This is a genomic window from Actinoplanes sp. NPDC023801, from assembly GCF_040639655.1.
Classification (GTDB): domain Bacteria; phylum Actinomycetota; class Actinomycetes; order Mycobacteriales; family Micromonosporaceae; genus Actinoplanes.
The window spans coordinates 582,058-603,461 of record NZ_JBFAAI010000001.1 but is presented as its reverse complement, the minus strand read 5'-3'; the positions used below and the strand labels follow the sequence as shown (position 1 = coordinate 603,461).

Below are 21,404 nucleotides of genomic sequence, written 5' to 3'. Positions count from 1 at the left end.
GTCGTACTGATCGCCCCTACCGGAGAAACCCGGGTTACGACAAAGAGCGCCTGGGGCAGACTTCCCCACAGGCGCTCCTGAGTACTTGGGAACCAAACTGACAACGATGGGGAGCCTAGCATGGAGAAGGAGGCCGCGAGGTGCTCGACATAGAAGTGGCGCGGCAGCTCAAAGCCGCCGGACTGACCTGGAAACCGCAGCTGGGAGACCGTTTCACGGTCCCCGACCGGGACCTCGACGAGGAACTTTTCGTACTCAGCAACATGACGATCCAGGTCCACGACCGCCCCGACGGACGGATCATCGGCTTCAACGGCACCACCGAGTGGGCGCTCGACGACGTCGATCTGGACGAGGCGCTGTGGCTACCCCGCGAAGATCAGCTTCGCGAGCTGCTCGGCGGCACGTTCCGGTCGCTGCATGGGGACGAGGACGCCTTTGCGGTACGGACCGAACTGCTCGGCGCCGAGCGGGTGTTCACGGCGCCGACCGCTGACGACGCCTACGCCGCCGCTCTGCTCGACCTCCTGGCCGCCGCCCACTGACCCCCGACCCCCACCCTCCAGCCGGCCCCACAAAAAGCCGGCTGGCTCAGGTGGGTTCGGCGGGGATCTCCTCGATCAGGGCGGCCAGTTCGGCGGCGTCCATCAGATCGGCGGGGCGGACCGTGACCTGCTCGCGTACGTAGTGGAAGCCGGCCCGGACCTTGCGCACCGGCACACCGGCCAGCGAGGCCCAGGCGATCCGGTACGCCGAGAGCTGAACCGCCGCGGCCTCGGCCTCCGCACCGGACGGACGGCGGCCGGTCTTCCAGTCGATCACGTCGAACCGGCCGTCCGGATCGGCGAAGACCGCGTCCATCCGGCCGCGCACCACCACCCCGGCCACCGTCGTGGCGAACGGCACCTCCACCTCGACCGGCGTCCGTTCCGCCCACTCCCCGGTCAGGAACGCCTCCTGCAGGGCCGCCAGCTCCTCGTCCTCGGCCGCGCTGTCGTCCGCGGCACCCGGCAGGTCGTCGATGTCGATCAGCCGGACCGCACCGAACCGCTGCTCCAGCCACGCGTGGAAGGCAGTGCCCCGGCGGGCCTGCGGTGCCGGGCGGTGCGGCAGCGGACGGCGCAGCGACCGGGCCAGCGCCTGCGGATCCCGGCGCAGCACCACCAGCTGTGAGACGGACAGGTGGGACGGCACCGCGACCTCGATCGGACCGTCCCGGCGGGCCCGTTCGGCGCGCTCGGCCAGCAGCAGTCTCGCCTCGCGGCGCCAGCGGGCGATGTCCGGGTCCGCAGCTTCGGCGAGCCGGTCAGCCGCCTCCACAGCGGCCACCAGTCCAGCCCGATCCGGCACGTCCCCAGGGCCCGCCACGTCCGCCGGGTCGGGCATGTCCGCCGGGCCGGGCACGTCCACCGGGCCGGGCACGTCCGGGCGGCCCTCCGCCGGTTCCACATTGCCGTCGGCCGGCGGTGGGGTGGCGGTCGATCCGGCCGGGCCAGTACGCGCCGGAATGCTCTCGCCGGGGGCGGACTCCGGACCGGCCTGTCGTGGCAACGGTGGGCGGAGCGGCTCCGACCCGGCTGGGTCCGGCGTGGCAGGGGTGCCGGCGGCGGGGTGTACCGGTGCGGGAGAGGACGCCTCGGTCGTCCGTACAGCTGCGAGGGCCGACCATGCCGCACCGTCGGGGACCGCGCCCGGACCGGCCAGGCCCACCAGATCGGCCGCCAGGCCCGCCCGGGCCGCCACCTCGGGATCCGCGGCGGCCAGGTCGGCGAACGCCTCGGCCGCGGAGGCGTCCGGTTTCTCGATCATGCGCCGGATCAGGTCGGCGGCCGCCGCCATCGCCGGACGGCGAAGGCCCAGCGGGTCGGCCGGCCACTCGGCCGTCGGCACCACCTGATCGCTCGGATTGGTGTCGCCGGGCGCCGGCTCCGGCGTCCAGACGTCGACCACCCCGGCCCCGGCCGCGCACGTCTCGCGAATCTCGTCGAGGAAGACCGACGGGCCGCGCGGACGTTTCACGCCGTCACCCCACCAGTACCCGGAACAGAGCAGCAGGCGGCGCGGGCGGGTCACCGCCACGTACGCGAGGCGGCGTTCCTCCCGCTCGTCGTGCTCCCGCCAGGCACGGCCGAAAGCCGTCACCGCAGCCGCCACGTCCTTCTGCTCGTCCGCGTCCGACAGATCCAGGACCGGCAGCCCCGACGCGTCGCCACGCAGCGGGAACGGCAGCACCCCGATCCCGCCGAGATAGTGGTCGGAGGCGCGGGCCAGCCCCGGCCAGACACCCCGGCATAGGCCGGCCACCGAGACCACGTCCCATTCCAGGCCCTTCGCGGCGTGCGCGGTCAAGATCTGCACGGCGCCCTCGACCACGTCGATCTGGCCCGGCTCGAGACCGCGCTCCTCCTCCTCGGCGGCAGCCAGGAAGGCCAGGAACCCGGCGACGGTGCCGGACTCGTTCTCGCCGATGTAGCGGGTCGCGGCCTCCCCCAGCGCGTCCAGGTGGCCGCGTGCCAGGCCGGCGTCCCCGGCCGCCCAGCCCCGCACCGCCACCTCGACGTCCAGGCCGGTGGTGCGCTCGATGTCGGCGAGCAGATCCGGCAGCGGCTGGTCCAGGCGCCGGCGCAGCGCGGCCAGCTCACGGCCGTACTCCTGAAGTCGGCGGTAACCCTCGGCCGAATAGTTGCGCGGCGCGCCGAGGTCGGCCATCGCCTCGACCAGGGTCGCGTCGTCCAGGCGGTCGGTGTTCAGCTGCTCCGGGTCGGCGGCGTTCCGGCCCGACGCGGCCACCCGGGCAGCGGCGATCGTCCGCGACCGCCGGTGCAGGGCCACCAGATCGCGCGGGCCGATCCGCCAGCGGGCCCCGGTGAGCAGCCGCAACAGCGACGCACCGTCCGTCGGGTCGGCGAGCACCCGCAGCGTGCACACCACGTCCCGGACCTCGGGGGTGTCCAGCAGACCGCCCAGGCCGACCACTTCGACCGGCAGGCCACGCGACCGCAGCGCCTCCTCGATCGCCGGGATCTGGCTGCGCACCCGGACCAGAACGGCGCTGGTCGGACGGCGTTCCAGCGGGATCTCCCCGGCCGGCGCCCGCGGCAGCCCGGCCACCAGGCGCCAGGCGGTCAGCATCGAGTCGGCTATCCAGGCGGCCTCGTCGGCGTACGTCGGCAGCAGCGCGCACGTCACCGTCCGCCCGCCGACCGCCTCCGCCGTGCGGTCGGCCGCCTCCAGCCGTTGCACCTGGGCGCGCAGCGGAGCCGAGACGGTATTGGCGACCCGCAGGATCTCCGGACGGTTGCGCCAGCTCCGAGTCAGGGTACGTACCCAGGCCGGATGACCGGCCGAGTCCCGGAACTCCTCGGGGAACCGCTCCAGCGTGCCGGCCGACGCGCCGCGCCAGCCGTAGATCGACTGGCACGGGTCGCCCACCGCGGTCACCGGGTGGCCGCCGCCGAACAGGTTGTTCAGCATCGTCACCTGGGCGTGGCTGGTGTCCTGGTACTCGTCGAGCAGCACGATCCGGAACCGGCCGCGCTCGATCGCGCCGACCTCGGGATGATCCCGCGCTACCAACGCCGCCCGGGCCATCTGGTCGCCGAAGTCCATCGCCTCCAGATCGTGTTTGCGCTGTTCGTAGAGTCGGACCAAGGGAAGCAGGGTGAGCCGGTTCTGCTGGCGCCGCAGCACCTCCGAAACGTCCTTGTAGACCCGGCCGGGGTACTCCTGCAGGTCGGCGAAGAACCGGCCGGTCCAGGCCGCCAGGTCGTCCGGGCCGACCAGATGCTCGGCCAGCTCGCCGGACAGGGCCAGGACGTCGTCGGTAACCGTGCCGGGCGCCCGGTTCAGCCCGGTCATCTCGCCGGTGTAGGTACGGACCAGCGAGTCGACGATCTGCCAGCGCGCCGCCTCGGTCAGCAGTCGCGCGGACGGCTCGTAACCGGCACGCAGTCCGTGCTCGGTCACCACCCGGGCCGCGTACGCGTGATAGGTCGAGATCGTCGGTTCGCCGGCGAGCGCCTCGTCCCGGCCCAGCCGGCGGCCCAGCTGGCCCAGCCTGGTCCGAACCCGGTGCGACAGCTCCCCCGAGGCCTTGCGGGTGAAGGTCAGGCCGAGGATCTCGCCCGGATGGGCGTACCCGTTCGCGACCAGCCACACCACCCGCGACGCCATCGTCTCGGTCTTGCCCGACCCGGCACCCGCCACCACGAGCAGCGGCTCCACCGGCGCCGAGATGATCGCGTCCTGCTCGGCGGTCGGCTCGGGCAGGCGCAACATGCGGGCCAGTTCACGCGGCGTGAACCGGGGGCCCGACACGGCTCGGCGGCGTGGTCGCGGCCCCTCGGGGAACAGCGTGGGCTGGGTCATCGCTCCTGGTCCGGTCCGTTCGGCTCGACAACTTGCCGGCCCTTGCCGGAGATCGGGCAGCTGGTCCGGACCGGGCAGACCCGGCACCGGCTGTTCGCCACCGCGGAGAAGGTGGATGCGGCCATCGCGGCCGCGGTCCGGCGCACCATGGTGTCCGCCCAGTTCGGGTCGGTCGCCTCGCCCAGCGGAACCTGCATCTGCTCCCGCGCGTCCTTCCCCGGCCCCAGCTGCACCAGCGCGGCGCCGCCGCTGTCGGTGCCGAAGTCGGCGAACGCACCCGCGTCGATCGCCGCCTGATAGCCGCCGAGTTGTGCGTTCTCCGCCACCTCGGCGGAGACCGCGGTCGTCTTGCCGGTCTTCAGGTCGATCACCACGAGCCGGCCCGCCTCGTCCACCTCCAGCCGGTCCACCCGGCCGGTCAGCTGGATCGGGTTGCGTTCGTCCTCCAGCTGGACGGTGAACTCGTGCTCGATCGCCAGCAGCCGCCTCGGGTTCACCGCGAGCCAGCGCAACAGCTTGTCGACCATCGCCTGGGCCCGCTCCCGTTCCGGGCCGGCCAGCCACTGGGCGGCCAGCTCGATCGAGTCGAACCGGGCCGCCACGTACTCCACCAGCTTCTCCCGGTCCGCGTTCGCGTCCTCGGCAAGCATGGCGGCGGCGTGCACCAGGTTGCCGATGCCCTGCGCCGGGCCGGCCGGTGCGGCGCCGCCGTGCCGTTCCAGCAGCCAGCGCAGACTGCAGCGCAGCGCGCTCTCCATCGAGGACGGGGTGACCTTGACCGGGTCGCCCTCGTCGACGAGCGGGCGGTCGTCGGAGAGCGGGCGCAGCCCCCACCACTCGTCCGGATGGGCACCGGGGACACCCGCGGCCGCGAGGCGGGCGAGTTCGGCCGCCGCGGCGCGGCGCCGGCTGGGTGTCTCGGCACTTCCCACCACGACGGTACGCAACTCGGCCACCAGCGACGCCAGTGTCAGAGCTCGCGGTGGACGTCCCACCGGGAGTTCCGCCTCGTCCTCGATCGCACCGCTGTCGCCCAGCGTCATGGCCGCTCCCCGGCGAGGCACGGCGCCGTCGCCGTCACTGTCCGGGCCTGGCTCGGTGCCGCCGTCACCGTCCAGGCCTGGCTCGGTGCCGTCGGCTGGCCCGGGTTGCGGGTCGCTCGGACGCACTGGCCCGAGCGGGGTGTCGGATGGGCCCAGGCCCGGCGGGGTGTCGGATGGGCCGGGATCCGGCGGGGTGTCGGATGGGCCGCTGGGTCCGGGATCAGGGGGGCCGGTGTCCCAGGGGTCCGGCGGGCGTTCTCCGCCGGGGCCACGGCTCGGTGTGGCCAGCTCGGTGAGGAAGCGGCTGGGCTGCTCCTCACCCACCGAGCCGCCGACGCTCGCCGAGTTCACCGCGGTGACGACCAGCCGGCGCCGGGCCCGGGTGGCCGCCACGTAGAAGAGCCGTCGTTCCTCGTCGAGCAGAGCGGAGGTCTCGCCGAGGATCGCCTCCGGGCCGGACGCGGGACGACCGGCCAGCACGTCGACGAGACGTTCCGAGCCGAGCAGGCTGCCCCGCAGCCGCAGGTCCGGCCAGATGCCCTCCTGAACGCCGGCGAGGACCACGACCTCCCACTCCAGGCCCTTTGCGGCGTGCGCGGTGAGCAGCCGGACGGCCTCGCCGCGGTCGGCGCTCGGGGCGATCGAGTCGGCCGGCAGCTCCTGGCCCAGGACGTGATCGAGGAAGACCGAGACACCGGCACCGGGCAGCCGGTCGACGAAGCGCGCCGCCGCGTCGAAGAGGACCACCATGGCGTCCAGGTCACGGTCGGCGGCCTCGGACCGCCACTCCCGGGCGCGGGCCGAATCACGCTGGTCGGGCATCGGGACGTTGCCGGTACTCATCGCATACCAGCGGTCGTGCAGGCCACTCTCCCGCCAGACCGTCCAGAGCACCTGCTCGGCGGAGGCCCCCGGCTCGCCGGCCGCCTCCCGGGCCACGGTCAGCAGACGTGCCACGTTCTGTGCGGGGCGGGCCCAGCGCCGCTCGACCAGGTCGAGGCCGGCCGGGTCGCGGACCGCGTCGACGAGCAGCTCGCCCGACGGCCGGCGGTCACCGGCGCTGATCGCCAGCGCCCGCAGCCCCTGCCGCAGCCGCCGCTCGGCCAGCGGGTCGGCACCGCCCAGCGGGGAGTGCAGCAACGCGACCGCGGCCTCCTCGTTGAGCGCCGCCGGGTCGACCGCGCAGCGCAGCAGCAGCAGGAACGGCGCGACCGCCGGTTGCAGGTGCAGCGGCAGGTCCTCGGCATGGATGACGGTCGGCACCCCGGCCGCGGCCAGTGCCCGCTGCACCGACGGCTGCTGGAGCGTGGTCGATCGCATCAGCACCGCCATCCGCGACCACGGAACGCCGTGCAGCAGGTGTGCCTCGCGCAGCGCGTGCGCGATGTAGGCGGTCTCGGCGGCCGTAGACCGGAACGTCCGGACCACGGCCTCCGGAACCACCCCGAAGTCCGCCGGCGCGCCGGAAGCGGCGGGCGCATCGGACGCGGCAGAAGCACCCGGCGGACCACCCTGCCCCACCGGGCCGTCCAGCGAACCGCTGGAACCGGGGGACTCGGCGCGCAAACCAGGACCGCCGGACCCGGCGAATGCGGTCGGCCCAGCAGAAAGGGTTGGCCCAGCGGAAGCGGTCGATCCAGCGGAGACGCCGGGCCCGGCGGAAGCGGGCGACCCGGCGGAAGCGGTTCGGCCGCTCGGGGTTCCGGTGGCGGAGGGCGGAGGCTCGGAGGCGGCGCCGGCGGGCGGCGGTGGGTACATCGGGCGGTGGCCCATCGGGCCGCGCATCCGCCGGGCGACCCGGCTCGTGGCCGTGAGCAGCGGTGGAGCGGCCCGGTAGTTGGTGTGCAGGACCACGGTCTCGGCGGGGGCGCCGGAGACGGCCCGGAAACGGGACGGGAAGGCCTGGACCACGGCCGGCTCGGCGCCGCGGAAGCCGTAGATCGACGAGTCCGGGTCGGCGAACGCGACGAGCGGGGTGCCGCCGCCGGCAACCTGGGCGAGCAGGTCGACCTGGGCCGGGTCGGTCTCGGCCAGCTCGTCGACGTAGACGAAGGACAGCCGGCGGCGTTCGGCCTCCAGCAGGCCGGGCTCGTCGGCGAGCAGGCCGGTCGCGGCACGGACCAGCTCGGCCGGGTCGTAGGCGGCCGAACCGCGGGTGGTGACGTCGCGGAGGGCGAGAACGGCCACGTATTCCCGGAGGAAGCGGGCGGCGGCCGGCCAGTCGTCGCGGCCCAGGTCCTCACCGAGCCGGGCGAGTTCGACCGGGCCGATGCCGCGCTCGGCGGCGCGCTGCATCAGGTCGCGCAGCTGCTGGGCGAAGGCGCGGGTGGGCAGGGCCGGGCGCAGGCCCTCGGGCCAGCCGATCTCGTCGTGGGCGTCGGGGTCGGCGACGACCGCCAGCAGCTCACGGATGATCAGGTCTTGTTCGGGGCCGGTGAGCAGGCGCGGGGACGGTTCGCCCCGCTCGGCGGCGGCCCGGCGGAGCAGACCGAACGCGTAGGCGTGGAAGGTGCGCACCAGCGGCTCGTGCACGATGCGGCCGGGGTCGTCGGCTATCCGGGCCTCGATGCGGTCGCGCAGAGCCGCGGCGCCGCGGCGGCCGAACGTGAGCACGAGGATGCGTTCCGGGTCGGTGCCCTCGGCGATCCGGGCGGCGACCGACTCGACCAGCATCGACGTCTTGCCGGTGCCGGGGCCGCCGACGACGAGGAGCGGACCGGAGGTGTGCTCGATGACCCGGCGCTGGACCGGGTCGACCGGCAGCTCGGGGGTCACCGGACGGGGGCGGCGGACCAGGCGATAGGTGGGCCGGCGCACCGGGGCTGGGGAAACCGGCGTGCTCACGGCACCAATGGAAGCACGCCGGTATGACGTTATTTGCGGGCGCGTAGCCCGTACCGGAGAAATGGATGTGTGGCCCGTACCGGAGGAGGGGGTTAATGCTCTGCCGGACTGGCCGTGCCCGACGGAGCGCTTCGCGGGGAGGCGAGGGCCGCCTCGACGATGTCGACCGCCTCGTCCACCGTCCGTGCCACCAGCAGCATCTCCATGGCCGCGGGCCGGATGAACTTCTGGTCGGTCAGCCCGCCGAGCCATCCGACCAGGCCGTCGTAGAAGCCGTCCGGGTCGAGCAGCACGATCGGCTTGCGGTGCACGTCGAGGGTGGCCAAGGTCCAGACCTCGAAGAGCTCGTCGAGGGTGCCGAGGCCGCCGGGCAGGGTGATGAACGCGTCCGAGCGGTCGATCATCACGATCTTCCGGGAGGCCATGTCGTCGGTGACGACCAGTTCGCCGGAGGCCAGGTCGGCGACCTCCAGATCGACCAGGTACTGCGGGATGATGCCGAGGGTGTGCCCGCCGGCCGACCGGGCCCCGTCGGTGACGGCGCCCATCATGCCGACGCAGCCGCCGCCGGAGACCAGTGTGTGGCCGCGTTCGGCGAGGATCCGCCCGGTCTCGGCGGCGAGGTCGAGCCGGCGCTGATCGAGGGAGGTCGAGGAGGCGCAGAACACGCAGATGGCCGCCACGTCAGCGCTGCCCCTGGCCGGTGTCGGCGTCGTTGATGATCCGGACCGCTTCGGCGACGTCGTCGGTGACCTGGATGAGATCGAGATCCATGGTGCTGATCTTGCCGTCGTCGAGCATCCGCTGCTTCATCCAGTCGAGAAGTCCACCCCAATATTCGGTGCCCATCAGGATGACCGGGAATCGGGTGACCTTCTTCGTCTGGACCAGGGTGATCGCTTCGAACAGCTCGTCGAGGGTGCCGAAGCCGCCGGGCAGGACCACGAAGGCCTGGGCGTACTTCACGAACATGGTCTTGCGTACGAAGAAGTAGCGGAAGTCGATGCCGATGTCGACCCACTCGTTGAGCCCCTGCTCGAAGGGAAGCTCGATACCCAGCCCCACGGACATGCCGCCGGCCTCGCTGGCTCCCCGGTTGGCAGCCTCCATCACGCCGGGGCCACCACCGGTGATCACCGCGTAGCCGGCCTCGGCGAGGGCCGCGCCCAGGTTCTCGGCCAGTTCGCACTCGAAGCTGTCGGCGGCGCTGCGGGCCGAGCCGAAGACGCTCACCGCTCGCGGGAGGTCGGCGAGCGTGTCGAAGCCTTCGACGAACTCGGAGAGGATGCGCAGCGCCCGCCAGGCGTCCTTGGTCTTCCACTCCTCCCGGTTGTGGGAGTCGAGCAGCTTCTGATCGGCGGTGCTCGGGGGGATCGCGTCACGGCGCAGCGTGACGGCTCCACGATGACGCTCCGGCCCCGACTGTCGCCCGTTGGTGCTCTCCGTCATGCCACAAAGGTAGTGCGGACGGTCAGTACCCGGTGAATAACCGGCTGCGTTTCGGTAAGAGGATTGCGACCCGCAGACCTTTTTGCCAGATTGAAGCAACCGACAGTAGCTCTGACGCGTCTGTACAGTTACCGACCTGGCATCACCGGGCTCCCGGCGAAGGAGCAACCACCGTGACCAATCGACACGACCGCCTCAGGATGCAGCGCCGGATCCGTCTGGTGCTGGAGGAACGGCGAGCCGCTTTCGCGGCGCGCGACGCCGAGCCCGCCGTGGATCCGGAGGCGACGATGGAGATCCCGCCACCGCAGCGCGCGGTCGGCCGGGTGACCGTTCAGTACTAGGCCTTACTGGGACGACAGCCATCGGTACAGGGTGGCCGCGCCGTCGCGGATCTTGCCGATCTCGACGTGCTCGTCCGGGGCGTGCGCGAGGGACGGGTCGCCGGGGCCGTAGTTGAGCGCCGGGATGCCCAGTGCCGCGAACCGGGCCACGTCGGTCCAGCCGAGCTTGGCGGCCGGCTCGACACCGATGGCGGCGAGGAACTCCCGGGCCGGGGCGGCGTCGAGGCCGGGCAGTGCGCCCGGGGCCGAGTCGGTGATCTCGAGCTCGAAGCCGTCGAACACCTTCCGCAGGTACTCGGCGGCCTCCTTCTCCGAGCGGTCCGGAGCGAACCGCAGGTTGACCTCGACCTCGCACTCGTCGGGCACCACGTTGCCGGCGACACCCCCGGCGATCCGGACCGCGCTCAGTCCCTCGCGGTAGGTGCAGCCGTCGATGGTCACGGTCCGCGGGTGGTGGTCCTCGAGCCGGCGCAGCACCTGGCCGATGGCGTGGACGGCGTTGACCCCGCGCCAGGACCGGGCCGTGTGCGCCCGCCGGCCTCGGGTCCGCACGACCGCGTGCATGGTGCCCTGGCAGCCGGCCTCGACCGTGCCGAAGGTCGGCTCGAGCAGCACCGCCAGGTCGGCCCGCAGCCACTTCGGGTGCGACTCGGCGACCAGGTTGAGCCCGTTGTACTCGGACTCGATCTCCTCCGCTTCGTAGAACAGGTAGGTCACGTCGTAGCGCGGGTCGGGCAGGGTGACGGCCAGATGCAGGGCGAGCGCCACACCGCTCTTCATGTCGGCGGTGCCGCAGCCGTAGATGAGGTCGTCGACGACGGTGGACGGCAGGTTGCCGTTGACCGGGACGGTGTCGAGGTGCCCGGCGAGGATCACCCGCTGTTCGTGGCCGAGCCGGGTCCGGGCCATCACCGTGTTGCCCAGGCGGCGGACATTCAGATGGCCGGCCTTCAGGAGGACTTCCTCGACGCAGTCGGCGATCGCCTTCTCGTCGCGGGACACGGACTCGATGTCGACCAGGGCACGGGTGAGCACCACCGGGTCGAGCAGCACGTCCTGGGTAAGCGGGTTGGCCATGAGCGCACCATACCGGGGTCCTGTGACGCTCCAGAGGGCTCATTGACGGTCCGGTAAGGTGCGGTTCGTGGAAACCGCGATCTCGACTTCGCCCGCCTGGGGCATCGGCCTCGCCACCGTGACCGCCGAGGGACAGGTGCTGGACACCTGGTTCCCGGCCGGATACCTGGGCCTGGGCGAGGAGCCCGCCGACGCGCCGGCGCTCCCGGCCGGGCAGACCGGCCCCAAGCTGCTTCCCGGAGTGAGCACCGTCGAGGTGCGCGTGGTGGTCAAGTCGCTGGCCGACCCGATCGCCGACGCCTCCGACGCGTACCTGCGCCTGCACCTGCTCTCGCACCGGCTGGTCCGGCCGAACGAGCTGAACCTGGACGGCATCTTCGGCAAACTCGCCAACGTGGCGTGGACCTCGGCCGGCCCGTGCCCGCCGGAGCGGGTCGACGAGCTGCGTTTCCTGGAGCGGGCGGCCGGTCGTCAGCTGGCCGTCTACGGGGTGGACAAGTTCCCCCGCATGATCGATTACGTGGTGCCGTCCGGCGTGCGGATCGCCGACGCCGACCGGGTCCGCCTCGGCGCCCACCTGGCCTCCGGCACCACCGTCATGCACGAGGGCTTCGTCAACTTCAACGCCGGCACGCTCGGCACCTCGATGGTCGAGGGCCGGATCGTGCAGGGTGTGGTGGTCGGTGACGGCTCGGACATCGGCGGCGGCTCGTCGATCATGGGCACGCTGTCCGGTGGCGGCAAGGAGAAGGTCCGCATCGGCGAGCGCAGCCTGCTCGGCGCGAACGCGGGTGTCGGCATCTCGCTCGGGGACGACTGCGTGATCGAGGCGGGCACCTACATCACCGCCGCTTCCAAGATCACACTGCCGGACGGCCGTGTGGTGAAGGCCATCGAGCTCTCCGGTGTGAACAATCTCCTGTTCTGGCGGAACTCGGTCACCGGCGCCCTGGAGGCCCGGTCGCGCAAGGGCACCGGCATCGAGCTGAACAGCGCGCTGCACGCCAACGACTGATCTATCCGGTACGCAACGCTTGGGCGGCCGCCGTGCGAACGGCGGCCGTCAGCGCGTCCAGGGCCGGTGCGGAGAGCCGCCAGCACTGCCAGTACAGCGGCACGTCCAGGTGCCGGCCGGGACGGATCTCCACGAGCGTGCCCGCTTCGAGATCGGCGCGGGCCTCCTGTTCGTAGAGCATTCCCCAGCCCAGCCCCAGGCGGATGGCCCGGTTGAAGGCCGCGGCGGCCGGGATGTAGTGCACCGGCGGATCGTGGCGGGCGGTCAGGAAGCGGTGCTGGAGACGGTCCTTGCGGTTGTAGACGAGGACGGGCGCGGTGTTCAGGTCGGTGGCGTCGAAGCCGGGCGCGGCCACGGCGAGGTACCGCATGACACCCAGCTTCTCCACCCGGCAACCCTGCACCGGCACGTGCTCGGAGGTGACCGCCGCCATCGCGGTCCCCGACCGCAGCAGCTCGGTGGTGTGTTCCTGGTCGTCGGTGTGCAGTTCGAAGAGGACGCCGGGTACGTCCGTGAGGACCGGCAGGAACCAGCTGTCCAGCGAGTCGGCGTTGACGACCACGGAGATACGGGTGGTGTCGGCGCCCAGGAACTCCCTCTCCAGCAGCGCCACCTGCTGGGCGAACCGCATCAGTGCCTGGCCCGCGACGGTCGCCGTGCACGGTTTGGCCCGGCGGACCAGCACTTGGCCGACGGCCTGCTCGAGTGCCTTGATCCGCTGGCTGACCGCGGACGGTGTGACGTGCAGCGCACGCGCCGCCGCCTCGAAACTGCCCTGCTCGACGACGGCCTGGAAGGTTGCCAACTGCACCTGGTCCACGTTAAGCAAGGCTAATCCATCGTCAGAATGATTAGCTGGAGCGGCATCGGGTGAGAACGTAGCGTCGGGGCATGCTCTCCTCCGCCGTCGCCGGCTTCGTCGCCTCCGCTGTGCTGATCATCGCGATCGGCGCCCAGAACGCGTTCGTCCTGCGCCAAGGGCTGCGCCGGGAACACGTACTGCCGGTGGTCCTGACCTGCGCCCTTTCGGATCTCGCCCTGATCTCCGCGGGCATCGCCGGGCTCGGTGCCGTCCTCAACGCCCAGCCCGCACTGATCAGCGTGATCCGATGGGCGGGCGCGGCGTTCCTGCTCGGCTACGCGGTCCTGGCCGCCCGCCGCGCCCTGCGCCCCGAGGCCCTCGACCCGGCGGCCAAGGCGCCCGCCACCCTGCGGGCCACACTGCTCACCTGCCTGGCCCTGACCTACCTCAACCCGCACGTCTATCTGGACACCGTGCTGCTGCTCGGCTCGGTCGCGCAGCAGCACGCCAACCGCTGGGCGTTCGGTCTCGGTGCCGCAGCCGCGAGTCTGAGCTGGTTCGTGGCACTCGGTGTCGGCGCGCGCCGGCTGGCCCCGCTGCTGGCCCGGCCGTCCGCGTGGCGGGTGCTCGACGGGTCGATAGCGCTGGTCATGGCCGCCCTCGGAATCACCCTTGTCGTGCAGGCTTGACCCTCGAGAAGGTCGAGACACCAGGGTTGCTGGGCGTGGGGAGCGACATGCGAGGCATCGGCGAGGCGGCCCGGGCCAGCGGGTTGAGCATCAGCGCGCTGCGGTTCTACGACAGCGCGGGCGTGCTGGTCCCGGCTGCGGTGGACCCGTCGACCGGCTACCGCCGGTACACCGCCGAGCAGATCAGAGCGGCCCGGCTCATCGCCGGGCTGCGGCGGGTGGGGATGCCGGTCGCCGGCATCGCCGAAGCGGTTCAGGACCTGCTTCATCACCCGGCTTCGGTACGGGCGAAGCTCGACGCCCACCTGATCCGGCTCGAGTCGGGTCTCGCCGACGCCAAGCGTGAACTCCTCCGCCTGCACACCCTGCTCGACCTGGAGGAGAACCTGATGACCCGGATCACCCTGCCCGCCGCCGACCTGTCCGCCGCCCTCGGCGCCGTGCTGTTCGCCGCCGCGGACTCCACCGGCCCGATCCCGGCCGGTGTGCTGTTCGAGACCGGCGACGACGCGATCACCGTGGTCGCCACCGACCGCTACCGGCTCGCCGTCGCCACGGTCCCGGCCGGCGTCGAGGGCTCGGCCACGCGACTGTTCCTGCCGTACCCGCTCGCCGAGGAACTGCACGGCATCCGCACCGGCTCGATCACCGTCGACCTGTCCGCCGGGCTGGTGACCGCCCGCGCCGGGGACCGGACCGTCGAGGGCAAGCCGATCGACATGGACTTCCCCGACTACCGCCGCCTGCTGCCGCCCGCTTCGCCGAGCGTCACCGTCGACGTCGCCGAGCTGCGGGAGCTGCTCGCCACGGCGCCGGTGGTCGACCGGGAGCACGAGGGCCGCCCGTACCCGGTCACCGTCCTGGCTCTCGACCTCGACGGCGGCCTGCGGTTCGCCGGCGCCGACGAGTGGGCCGCCGACACCGGATCGCACGTAGCGGTGAACCGGGAGTTCCTGCTCCAGGCCCTGGACGCGGGCGCCGCCGGCCAGCTCGAACTGGAACTCGACGGCCCGGTCCGGCCGTTGATCTTGCGTCCGGTGGGCGCCGGTTCCCGTTTCTCGCTACTCATGCCGGTCCGCCATTGAGAGCTTGGTAACCGTTCAGCCACAGTCCGGCACCGGTCCTGGAAAGGCCGTGCGATCGAGTCGCTGGCGGAGACCCGGCCCGGCTAGTTTCGCAAGCGTGCGCAGCAACCGGCAGGACGAACTCGACGCCGCGGCTACCGGCGCCTCCATGACCGGGTGGGAATTCGCCTGGCTGGACGGCCTGGCCGTGGCGTCCGAGCCGTCCTGGTCGTACCTCGACCTGGCCCGCGCCCTGATACGCCGCTCCGCCAGCCTCCTCGACCTCGACACCGGCGGCGGCGAGCTGCTCGCCGAGCTCGCCCCACTGCCCCCGCACACCGTGGCGGTGGAGACGTGGGCCCGCAACACACCGGCCGCCCGTGAGCGGCTGGCCCCGTTCGGCGTCGCCGTGCAGACCGAGCTGCCGGCCGAGGAGAACGAGTTCGACCTGGTGCTGAGCCGGCACGGGCGGCTCCCAGGCGCCGACATCGCCCGGCTGCTCAAGCCCGGCGGCATCCTGCTCACCCAGCAGGTGGGCAGCGACGACATGGCCGAACTGAACACCGCCCTCGGTGCCCCGCCCCCGCATCCGCGCCGGTGGGACGCCGAGGTGGCGGTGACGGCGTTGCAGGTGGCCGGGCTGCGGGTCACCGACGTGCGCGAGGAACACCCGTTCCTGGTCTTCCACGACATCGCCGCGGTGGTCCGCAAGCTGCGATCGGTGCCCTGGCAGATCAGGGACTTCACCCCCCTGCGGTACGAAGGTGAGCTCGCCCGCCTGTCAGCGACCATCCGGGCCCGTGGCGGGTTCACGGTGCGTTCCCACCGGTTCCTCGTCCGGGCCGAGCGGCCGACAGAGGCATAAGCCGCAAGCTTCTTTCAGGCGACGGCCACTGCCAGGCGGACTAATCCATTCGGGTATCGGACCCGGAAATAGTTCCGAGGTCTGTTCCCGTTTCGCGTCGAAACGGTGCCGTTACTTCACGTTTCAAGCGTCCCTGAGCCCGCGATCCGGGCGATTCCGGCAATCCGAACACGGCTCGGGGTTGCCGCCGGCCGTCGCCGGTGCATGGTGGACGCATCGCTGGTCAGGCCCTGATCGTCGATCTCCGTGGCCGCCACGGCGGATCGACGACGGGAACGGTCTCACACCTGCGGGGTAGCCGGGACGGGCGCGGCCCGACGCCGATCAGCATCCAACAGCCAGCCGGTACGGACGATCGTCGACTCAGGACGAGTCGGTCATCTTTGTCCCAGCGCCGGGTGGCCACGTGGCCCCGGTGACATCCGATTAACGACGCGATCCCCGTTTCAGTCGCTCACCGGCTTTCCGGGGTTAACGCACGCTGACCACGTTCCAGGAGGAACATTCCCATGCGTAAGTTCACCAAGCGCTCCGCTGCCATCGCTACCGCCGCTGTCGTGGCCGTCGGTGGAGCCGGCGCGGCCTACGCAGCCTGGCTCCTGAGCGGCAGCGGCGCCGGCGCGGCCACCGCGAGCACCGCCCAGGGCCTCACGATCAAGGACCTCGATGGCGACGGCGTCGCCAACGACGTGGCCGTGTCGCCGGCCTTCTTCCCCGGCAGCACGAACGATGTCGCATTCACCGTGGAGAACCCGAACCCGTTCCCGGTCCGAATCACCGGGATCAACCTCACCGTGAACAACGGTGCCCTCGCCGCCGGGGTCACCGGCACCTGTACCGGAAGCAACGTTGCGGTCAACTCCGCGGCCGCGCTGCCGACAGGAGCAGCCCTGGTTGTGCCTCCGAAGTCCGGCGGGAACAACGGCACCAAGGCGATCACCTACACCGGCGCCCTCAGCATGATCGAGGACGCGGCGGACGCCTGCCAGGGCGCGACCTTCCCGATCACCGTGGCCCTGGCCGCCCAGAGCGGCACCGCTGCTCCCGCCGCTCCGTGATCCTGCGGAAGGGGCGCCGGCTTCGGCGCCCCTTCCCGTTCGTTTCGCCCTCGCGGACAGGAGCATGATCGTGTTGATGACATCGTCGCGACGTCGAACGCTGGTCGCAACGGCGGTCGCCGGAGCGTTGGTTGCCACCGGCGGAGCCGCTTGGGCGGTGTGGCGGCTGGGCGGTGGCGGAAGTTCGGCGACGACCGCGTCCCGGGCGCTCGACCTGCGACTGACCGCCATCCCGCGCCCGGACGCGCCGCTCTATCCGGGTGCGCGTACCGACCTGGCGGTCACGGTCGAGAACCCGAACCCGTTTCCGGTCACCCTCACGACGGTGCACGCGGGAAGCGAGCCGATCACTGTGGACGCCGCGCACCGGGCCGCGGGCTGCATCACCACCGGTGTCTCGCCGACCCGGGGCCTGAGCGCCGTCTCGTTGTCGGTGGGGCCACGATCCAGCGCGAGTTTCCTGCTGCTGGACGCGATCCAGATGACCAACGACTCGGACTCGGCGTGTCAGGGGGCAACGTTCACCGTTCCGCTCACCGCCAGTGGGAGAAGCGGTGCGAATTAATCTTCCGAAACTGATGACTGCCCGGCGGCTGGTGGCCGCGGGAACGGCCGTGGCCTGCGTCTGGGTCGCGGCCGGTTCCCGTACCGAAGCATCGGAAGTTGATCTGGCGCGGCTCGGCGCGTTCTCGTTCGAGGTGACCGGGAGCCCGATGGAGAAGTTCCACCCCGGTGCCGTCCGGCGCACACGGGTGACCATCGCGAATCCCTATCCGTTCGCGATCCGGGTGCGGCAGGTCGACGCCCGGGTCACCGGCAGCTCGAAGTGGCGATGCCGGCCGACGGCGGCCAACCTGACGATCGGGGGCTATCTGGGCAGCCTGCCGCTGACCGTACCGGCGTATGGGCGGAAGACGGCCGGAGAGTTCGAGGTGACCATGCCGCACACCGTCGCGGACGCGTGCCAGCGGGCGACGTTTCGGCTCGCCTTCTCGGCCGGGGCCGAGAGGGCCGCACGGTGAGACGGCGGACGGCGGCGCTGATCGTCGCGGCCGGAACGCTCGGAGCTGTCGCTGTGGGCAGCGGGATCACCGCATGGGCCGACTGGTCGGTGGAGATGACGAACGGGCGGGGCTCGCTGAGGGCCGCCGCCCTGCCCACCGTGGCCCAGCCCCGGGCAGAGGTGAACGCGAAGATGAAAGCCGCCGGCCCTCGGGTGGACTGGACGGCGGTGAAGCTCGCGTCCGGGCATTCCGTCGGTGGTTATCTGGTGGTCCGGCATACCGGGGACACCCGGGCGGAGGCCTGCCGGGTTCCGGCGTCGAAGCTGACCTGTGTGGATTCCGAGGCCACGCCGGGCAGTTCGGTGACCTACACGGTTCAGGCGCTCGCCGGCACCCGGTGGACCGGACCGGCGAGCCCGGCCAGTGAGCCGGTTCGCGTTCCCGGGAAGCCGTCCGGCGTCACGGAGAAGACCTCGGCATCCGGCACGGCCGCTTCGGCATCCGGTACGGCCGCTGAAGACGGGACCGGGAATGCCGGGGCGGGCTCGGAGCAGGGGGCGGATGCGGAGACCGGCAGCCGGAAGAGTACGGCGACGCCGTCGGTGACACCCGTACCGAGTCCCTGGTCGTCGGCTCCGGCGAGTGGGACCGGGTCGGAGCCGGCCGGAGGATCTCCGGCGCAGACGGTGACTTCAGGTGAGGAGAGTGGGGCCGGCACTTCCGGATGAGGGTGGTGGGACCCGGATGGATGTGCGACGGCGACCGGAGGTTGTCCGGGCTGGGTTGACCGGTTACCGGCAGGCGTGGACATCCGGGCGGCATGGCCGGACAGCTGATTTCGTCACCCCGCAGGGGTAAGCCGTATCGGCAGACCTGTCCGATTTATGCGCTGGAACGGCGGACGGAAAACCGATCACATCGGACATCTCTGTCGGCGAACGTTATATGAGCGCCGAACCCGGCATCTTTCCCACCGGCCTCCGAGGAGGAACGAGCCGCATGCCCGCACTGAGTGAGACCCGCGTGGCGGCCACCACCCAGGTCGCTTCGTGAATCGGCGCGACACGTTACCCGGTCTCACCGAGAGCGACGGCCGAGCGCCCTCGCATCTCGAGCTGGACGCTGTGGACCATGAGGAGCCGACCTGGGAGGTACGCCAACCCGGTCCGCGCCGCCGGTTCGACCGGCGGGCCCGGATGATCCTCAGTGTGGCCGCGGTGGCGGCGCTGCTCGCGAACGCGGGTGCGGCCTGGGCCTACTGGCGGTTCAACAGTCCGGCCCCCGAGGACGAGTGGGTGGCCGCGTCCCGGGTGGAGGTCAGCCTGACCGCGATCTCCGATCCGGTCCGGCCGCTGCGGCCGGGCTCCACCGGAAACCTGACCGTCACCGTCACCAACCAGCACGCGTCCACCGTGCAGGTCACCTCGATCGTGCCCGGACCGGGCCCGGTGGTCGCCGACGACGCGCATCGGGAGGCCGGCTGTGTCGCGCCTCGGGTGGAGTTCACCCGGCCGCAGTTCGCTGTCTCGTGGGAAGTGCCCCGCAACACGGTGGGGGCGTTCATCCTGAACGACGCCCTGACGATGCGGGGCGGCGGATCGGCCGCGTGTCAGGGGGCGACGTTCACCGTGCCGGTACGGGCCGAGGCCACTCAGCCGTGAGCGAACAGCGGCGTGGTCAGGCGTTGATGCGGTGGCGCGGGATCGGACGCTCGATCCGCGCCGGGTCGACGACGACGGCGTCGTGCAGGACGTGCCTGGCCCGGTCGGTGGCGGCCCGGGCCAGGCCTCCGTCGTGGCTGGCCGCCTCGATGCCGTCCGCGATCACCTTTGCGGTGGCCTCCCCGTACGTCCGGGCGTCGTGGATCTCCCGCTCGTGCATGAGGGAGGCCTCGTGTTCGCGGAGCCGGGCGATCCGGGCCTCGGCCCGCTCGTAGGCGTTGCCGCGGGACACCAGTTTCAGGGCGATGGCCGCGCAGTCCAGGGCCACCAGCAGCAGCGCGATGCCCAGATAGAACACGCCGACACCCCAGAAATCGGCACGGATCAAATGCCACATCGCGGCGGTACGAGCACCGAAGCCGGAGTCCCCGCGCACCACCTCGGCGTTGCCGTCGCGTTCGTCGCTGATCCGTTCGGCCAGCCGGGACTGTTCCCCGGCTCGCGCCGCGCGGGCCTCCCGCTGGTCGCGCTGCAGGGCGGCGGCCTGCCTCTCGAGCCGCCCGGCCTGGTCGTCGAGGGCTCGTGAGCGACGTACCAGCTGGTAGCAGTAGCCGCCAGGAGGACAGCCGGGGCTGCGGGTGACGCCACGGCCGACCGAGTCGTCGAGGGCCTGCCGGTACGTCAGGCGGGCGTCCTCACGCTTCTGGGCGGCCTGGTCGACGAGCCGGCGGACCGCGGAGTCGTCGGCGGCCGTCTCCCGGCGCAGTTCGGCGAGGCGGGCGGTGTATCCGGCGACCGCACCGCCCGTGTCGAGTTCGCTGAGCTGCTCGCTGTGGACCCGGGCCAGGTGGGCGTCGATCTCGCCGCGGTACCGGGCCAGCATCAGCGGCTCGGTGATGACGATCGCGAACAGCAGGGCCAGGCTGAGCCGGCCGAGGTACAGGCCGAGTGTGGGCGGGCGCAGCAGATGCCGCGGATCGGAGGACTCCAGCCGTTCGAAGCTGATCGTCACCCGGCCCACCACGGCCCGGTCGTAGGCGACCACGCCGACCGCCACGAGCGGCCCGACCAGCCACTGGTACCAGGGATGGGTGTAGCCGGAACTGGCGTCGATGAACGCGGCTCCGCCCACCGTCGCGTAGACGAAGTACAGCAGGATGAAGATGCCGATCGATCGATACAGAACGCGGTCCGAGTGCGTGGTCACACTCCGGGGATTCACGTTCGCCACCCGCAGCAGCAGGTGCCCGAGGCCCTTGCGCATGCTGCCGAGTCTTACCGACTCCCCGGCCGCCCGACGGCGTTTTCGGCGGATCGGGGGGAGGGAACCGCCGGGCTGTCCCGGCGGATCCGGCTCCCGGGCGTGCCTCGGCGGATCAGGCGTTCAGGACCGTCGGTTCGGTGATGGTGACGCGGAGCAGCACACGGGCCTCGACCGTCTGCTGGCGCGGGTCCAGGTCGAACGCCGCCCCGCCGTCCTCGGCCTCGGCGGCACCGCCGGCGACCCGCATCATCATCGGATGGTTCCCCTCGGCAGCCTCCGCGTCCGAGATCTCGATGATCCGGTCCAGCTCGGAACCGACCGCGGCGGCATACTCCCGGGCCCGGTCCAGAGCGTCGGTGACTGCCTCACGGCGCACGTCGGCTCCGGCCCGGCTGCCCGGACGGAGCCGCCACCAGGGGCCGGAGACCTCGATGGAGTCACCGGAGGCCAGTTGCGCCAGCAGCTCGCCGAGCGGGTCGAAGTCGGCGACCGTCACCGTGGTGGTGAGCGATCCCGAGTGCATCGCGCTGCGCTCGCCGCGGCGGCGGTACTCCTGGTAGACGTGCAGGCCGGCGGTCTCCCGGCGTTCGACGGCCGGGCCGTAACGGTCCAGGATCTCGCTCACCTCGGCGGCCCGCTGGGTGAGACGGGTGACCACGGACGGCTTGTCGCGGTCCTTGGCGGACACCGTCACCGAGAAGACGGCCTGCTCCGGTGGAACCTCACGGCGTGCCTCGCCGTGGACTGTCACGATCGTCTTGTCCACGGCGGGCACTCCTTCACGGGTCACATCTCAGAGATGGTCACAGGTCGCATCGCATCGAGGAGTACCGGTCGCATCAGATCGATGTTCACAG

At 71.9% G+C, this 21,404-nt stretch carries 19 protein-coding genes; 11 read left to right on the top strand and 8 right to left on the bottom strand.

Annotated elements, in window-relative coordinates:
• Positions 1-140 precede the first annotated feature (140 nt).
• Complete coding sequence (locus tag AB0G04_RS02950; RefSeq protein ID WP_360975323.1) at positions 141-545, top strand: pilus assembly protein CpaE; 405 nt, start codon at positions 141-143, stop codon at positions 543-545.
• Positions 546-591: 46 nt separating this feature from the next.
• Here the strand turns inward: AB0G04_RS02950 and AB0G04_RS02945 are convergent, their stop codons facing one another.
• The 4 genes from AB0G04_RS02945 to AB0G04_RS02930 form a co-directional block, all read right to left on the bottom strand.
• Positions 592-4,368: a UvrD-helicase domain-containing protein gene (locus AB0G04_RS02945; RefSeq protein WP_360975320.1), complete on the bottom strand. Its 3,777-nt coding sequence runs from the start codon at positions 4,366-4,368 to the stop codon at positions 592-594.
• The gene (locus tag AB0G04_RS02940) at positions 4,365-8,255 is read right to left on the bottom strand and encodes a UvrD-helicase domain-containing protein (RefSeq protein WP_360975317.1); all 3,891 of its coding nucleotides are present in this window, start codon (positions 8,253-8,255) and stop codon (positions 4,365-4,367) included. Before AB0G04_RS02940 ends, AB0G04_RS02945 begins: the two co-directional genes overlap by 4 nt.
• Before the next feature lie 92 nt (positions 8,256-8,347).
• Positions 8,348-8,938, bottom strand: coding sequence for a TIGR00730 family Rossman fold protein (locus tag AB0G04_RS02935; RefSeq protein ID WP_360975314.1), 591 nt, complete (start codon positions 8,936-8,938; stop codon positions 8,348-8,350).
• Position 8,939: 1 nt separating this feature from the next.
• Complete coding sequence (locus AB0G04_RS02930; protein WP_360975311.1) at positions 8,940-9,704, bottom strand: TIGR00730 family Rossman fold protein; 765 nt, start codon at positions 9,702-9,704, stop codon at positions 8,940-8,942.
• Between the two features lie 173 nt (positions 9,705-9,877).
• On the opposite strand from AB0G04_RS02930, the gene AB0G04_RS02925 reads away from it, so the two are divergent.
• Positions 9,878-10,048: a hypothetical protein gene (locus AB0G04_RS02925; protein WP_360975308.1), complete on the top strand. Its 171-nt coding sequence runs from the start codon at positions 9,878-9,880 to the stop codon at positions 10,046-10,048.
• A gap of 3 nt (positions 10,049-10,051) precedes the next feature.
• Here AB0G04_RS02925 and dapE read toward each other — a convergent pair whose 3' ends face one another.
• Positions 10,052-11,125: a succinyl-diaminopimelate desuccinylase gene (gene dapE / locus AB0G04_RS02920; protein ID WP_360975305.1), complete on the bottom strand. Its 1,074-nt coding sequence runs from the start codon at positions 11,123-11,125 to the stop codon at positions 10,052-10,054.
• A 67-nt stretch (positions 11,126-11,192) separates the two neighbouring features.
• Between dapE and dapD the strand changes: the two genes are divergently transcribed.
• Complete coding sequence (gene dapD, locus AB0G04_RS02915) at positions 11,193-12,140, top strand: 2,3,4,5-tetrahydropyridine-2,6-dicarboxylate N-succinyltransferase (RefSeq protein ID WP_360975302.1); 948 nt, start codon at positions 11,193-11,195, stop codon at positions 12,138-12,140.
• 1 nt (position 12,141) lies between these two features.
• Here the strand turns inward: dapD and AB0G04_RS02910 are convergent, their stop codons facing one another.
• Positions 12,142-12,960 carry a LysR family transcriptional regulator ArgP gene (locus tag AB0G04_RS02910; protein ID WP_360975299.1) on the bottom strand — a complete coding sequence of 273 codons (819 nt, stop codon included), beginning with the start codon at positions 12,958-12,960 and terminating at the stop codon, positions 12,142-12,144.
• 71 nt (positions 12,961-13,031) lie between these two features.
• Here AB0G04_RS02910 and AB0G04_RS02905 point away from each other — a divergent pair, with 71 nt between their 5' ends.
• From AB0G04_RS02905 to AB0G04_RS02870, 8 genes are all read left to right on the top strand, one after another.
• The gene (locus AB0G04_RS02905) at positions 13,032-13,631 is read left to right on the top strand and encodes a LysE/ArgO family amino acid transporter (protein ID WP_360975296.1); all 600 of its coding nucleotides are present in this window, start codon (positions 13,032-13,034) and stop codon (positions 13,629-13,631) included.
• A 47-nt stretch (positions 13,632-13,678) separates the two neighbouring features.
• Entirely contained in the window at positions 13,679-14,716 is a 1,038-nt protein-coding gene (locus AB0G04_RS02900; protein WP_360976232.1) for a MerR family transcriptional regulator, read from the top strand.
• A gap of 97 nt (positions 14,717-14,813) precedes the next feature.
• Positions 14,814-15,560, top strand: coding sequence for a class I SAM-dependent methyltransferase (locus AB0G04_RS02895; RefSeq protein WP_360975293.1), 747 nt, complete (start codon positions 14,814-14,816; stop codon positions 15,558-15,560).
• Between the two features lie 509 nt (positions 15,561-16,069).
• The gene (locus AB0G04_RS02890) at positions 16,070-16,618 is read left to right on the top strand and encodes a hypothetical protein (RefSeq protein ID WP_360975290.1); all 549 of its coding nucleotides are present in this window, start codon (positions 16,070-16,072) and stop codon (positions 16,616-16,618) included.
• Between the two features lie 76 nt (positions 16,619-16,694).
• Positions 16,695-17,183, top strand: coding sequence for a hypothetical protein (locus tag AB0G04_RS02885; RefSeq protein ID WP_360975287.1), 489 nt, complete (start codon positions 16,695-16,697; stop codon positions 17,181-17,183).
• Positions 17,173-17,640, top strand: coding sequence for a hypothetical protein (locus AB0G04_RS02880; RefSeq protein ID WP_360975284.1), 468 nt, complete (start codon positions 17,173-17,175; stop codon positions 17,638-17,640). Before AB0G04_RS02885 ends, AB0G04_RS02880 begins: the two co-directional genes overlap by 11 nt.
• Positions 17,637-18,350 (top strand): hypothetical protein, encoded by a 714-nt coding sequence (locus AB0G04_RS02875; RefSeq protein ID WP_360975281.1) that lies wholly within the window; start codon positions 17,637-17,639, stop codon positions 18,348-18,350. Before AB0G04_RS02880 ends, AB0G04_RS02875 begins: the two co-directional genes overlap by 4 nt.
• A 321-nt stretch (positions 18,351-18,671) precedes the next feature.
• Positions 18,672-19,283: a hypothetical protein gene (locus AB0G04_RS02870; RefSeq protein ID WP_360975278.1), complete on the top strand. Its 612-nt coding sequence runs from the start codon at positions 18,672-18,674 to the stop codon at positions 19,281-19,283.
• Positions 19,284-19,299: 16 nt separating this feature from the next.
• Here the strand turns inward: AB0G04_RS02870 and AB0G04_RS02865 are convergent, their stop codons facing one another.
• Both AB0G04_RS02865 and AB0G04_RS02860 read right to left on the bottom strand, forming a co-directional pair.
• Positions 19,300-20,547 carry a DUF4407 domain-containing protein gene (locus tag AB0G04_RS02865; protein ID WP_360975275.1) on the bottom strand — a complete coding sequence of 416 codons (1,248 nt, stop codon included), beginning with the start codon at positions 20,545-20,547 and terminating at the stop codon, positions 19,300-19,302.
• Positions 20,548-20,659: 112 nt separating this feature from the next.
• Positions 20,660-21,313: an SIMPL domain-containing protein gene (locus AB0G04_RS02860; protein WP_360975272.1), complete on the bottom strand. Its 654-nt coding sequence runs from the start codon at positions 21,311-21,313 to the stop codon at positions 20,660-20,662.
• Between the last annotated feature and the right edge of the window lie 91 nt (positions 21,314-21,404).

What these genes read in the sequence shown, in the direction of transcription:
- AB0G04_RS02945 (WP_360975320.1), bottom strand. Translation starts at nt 4,368, where the DNA reads ATGACCCAGCCCACGCTGTTCCCCGAGGGGCCGCGACCACGCCGCCGA.
- AB0G04_RS02930 (WP_360975311.1), bottom strand. Translation starts at nt 9,704, where the DNA reads ATGACGGAGAGCACCAACGGGCGACAGTCGGGGCCGGAGCGTCATCGT.
- dapE (WP_360975305.1), bottom strand. Translation starts at nt 11,125, where the DNA reads ATGGCCAACCCGCTTACCCAGGACGTGCTGCTCGACCCGGTGGTGCTC.
- AB0G04_RS02905 (WP_360975296.1), top strand. Translation starts at nt 13,032, where the DNA reads ATGCTCTCCTCCGCCGTCGCCGGCTTCGTCGCCTCCGCTGTGCTGATC.
- AB0G04_RS02900 (WP_360976232.1), top strand. Translation starts at nt 13,679, where the DNA reads ATGCGAGGCATCGGCGAGGCGGCCCGGGCCAGCGGGTTGAGCATCAGC.
- AB0G04_RS02890 (WP_360975290.1), top strand. Translation starts at nt 16,070, where the DNA reads ATGCGTAAGTTCACCAAGCGCTCCGCTGCCATCGCTACCGCCGCTGTC.
- AB0G04_RS02885 (WP_360975287.1), top strand. Translation starts at nt 16,695, where the DNA reads ATGACATCGTCGCGACGTCGAACGCTGGTCGCAACGGCGGTCGCCGGA.
- AB0G04_RS02865 (WP_360975275.1), bottom strand. Translation starts at nt 20,547, where the DNA reads ATGCGCAAGGGCCTCGGGCACCTGCTGCTGCGGGTGGCGAACGTGAAT.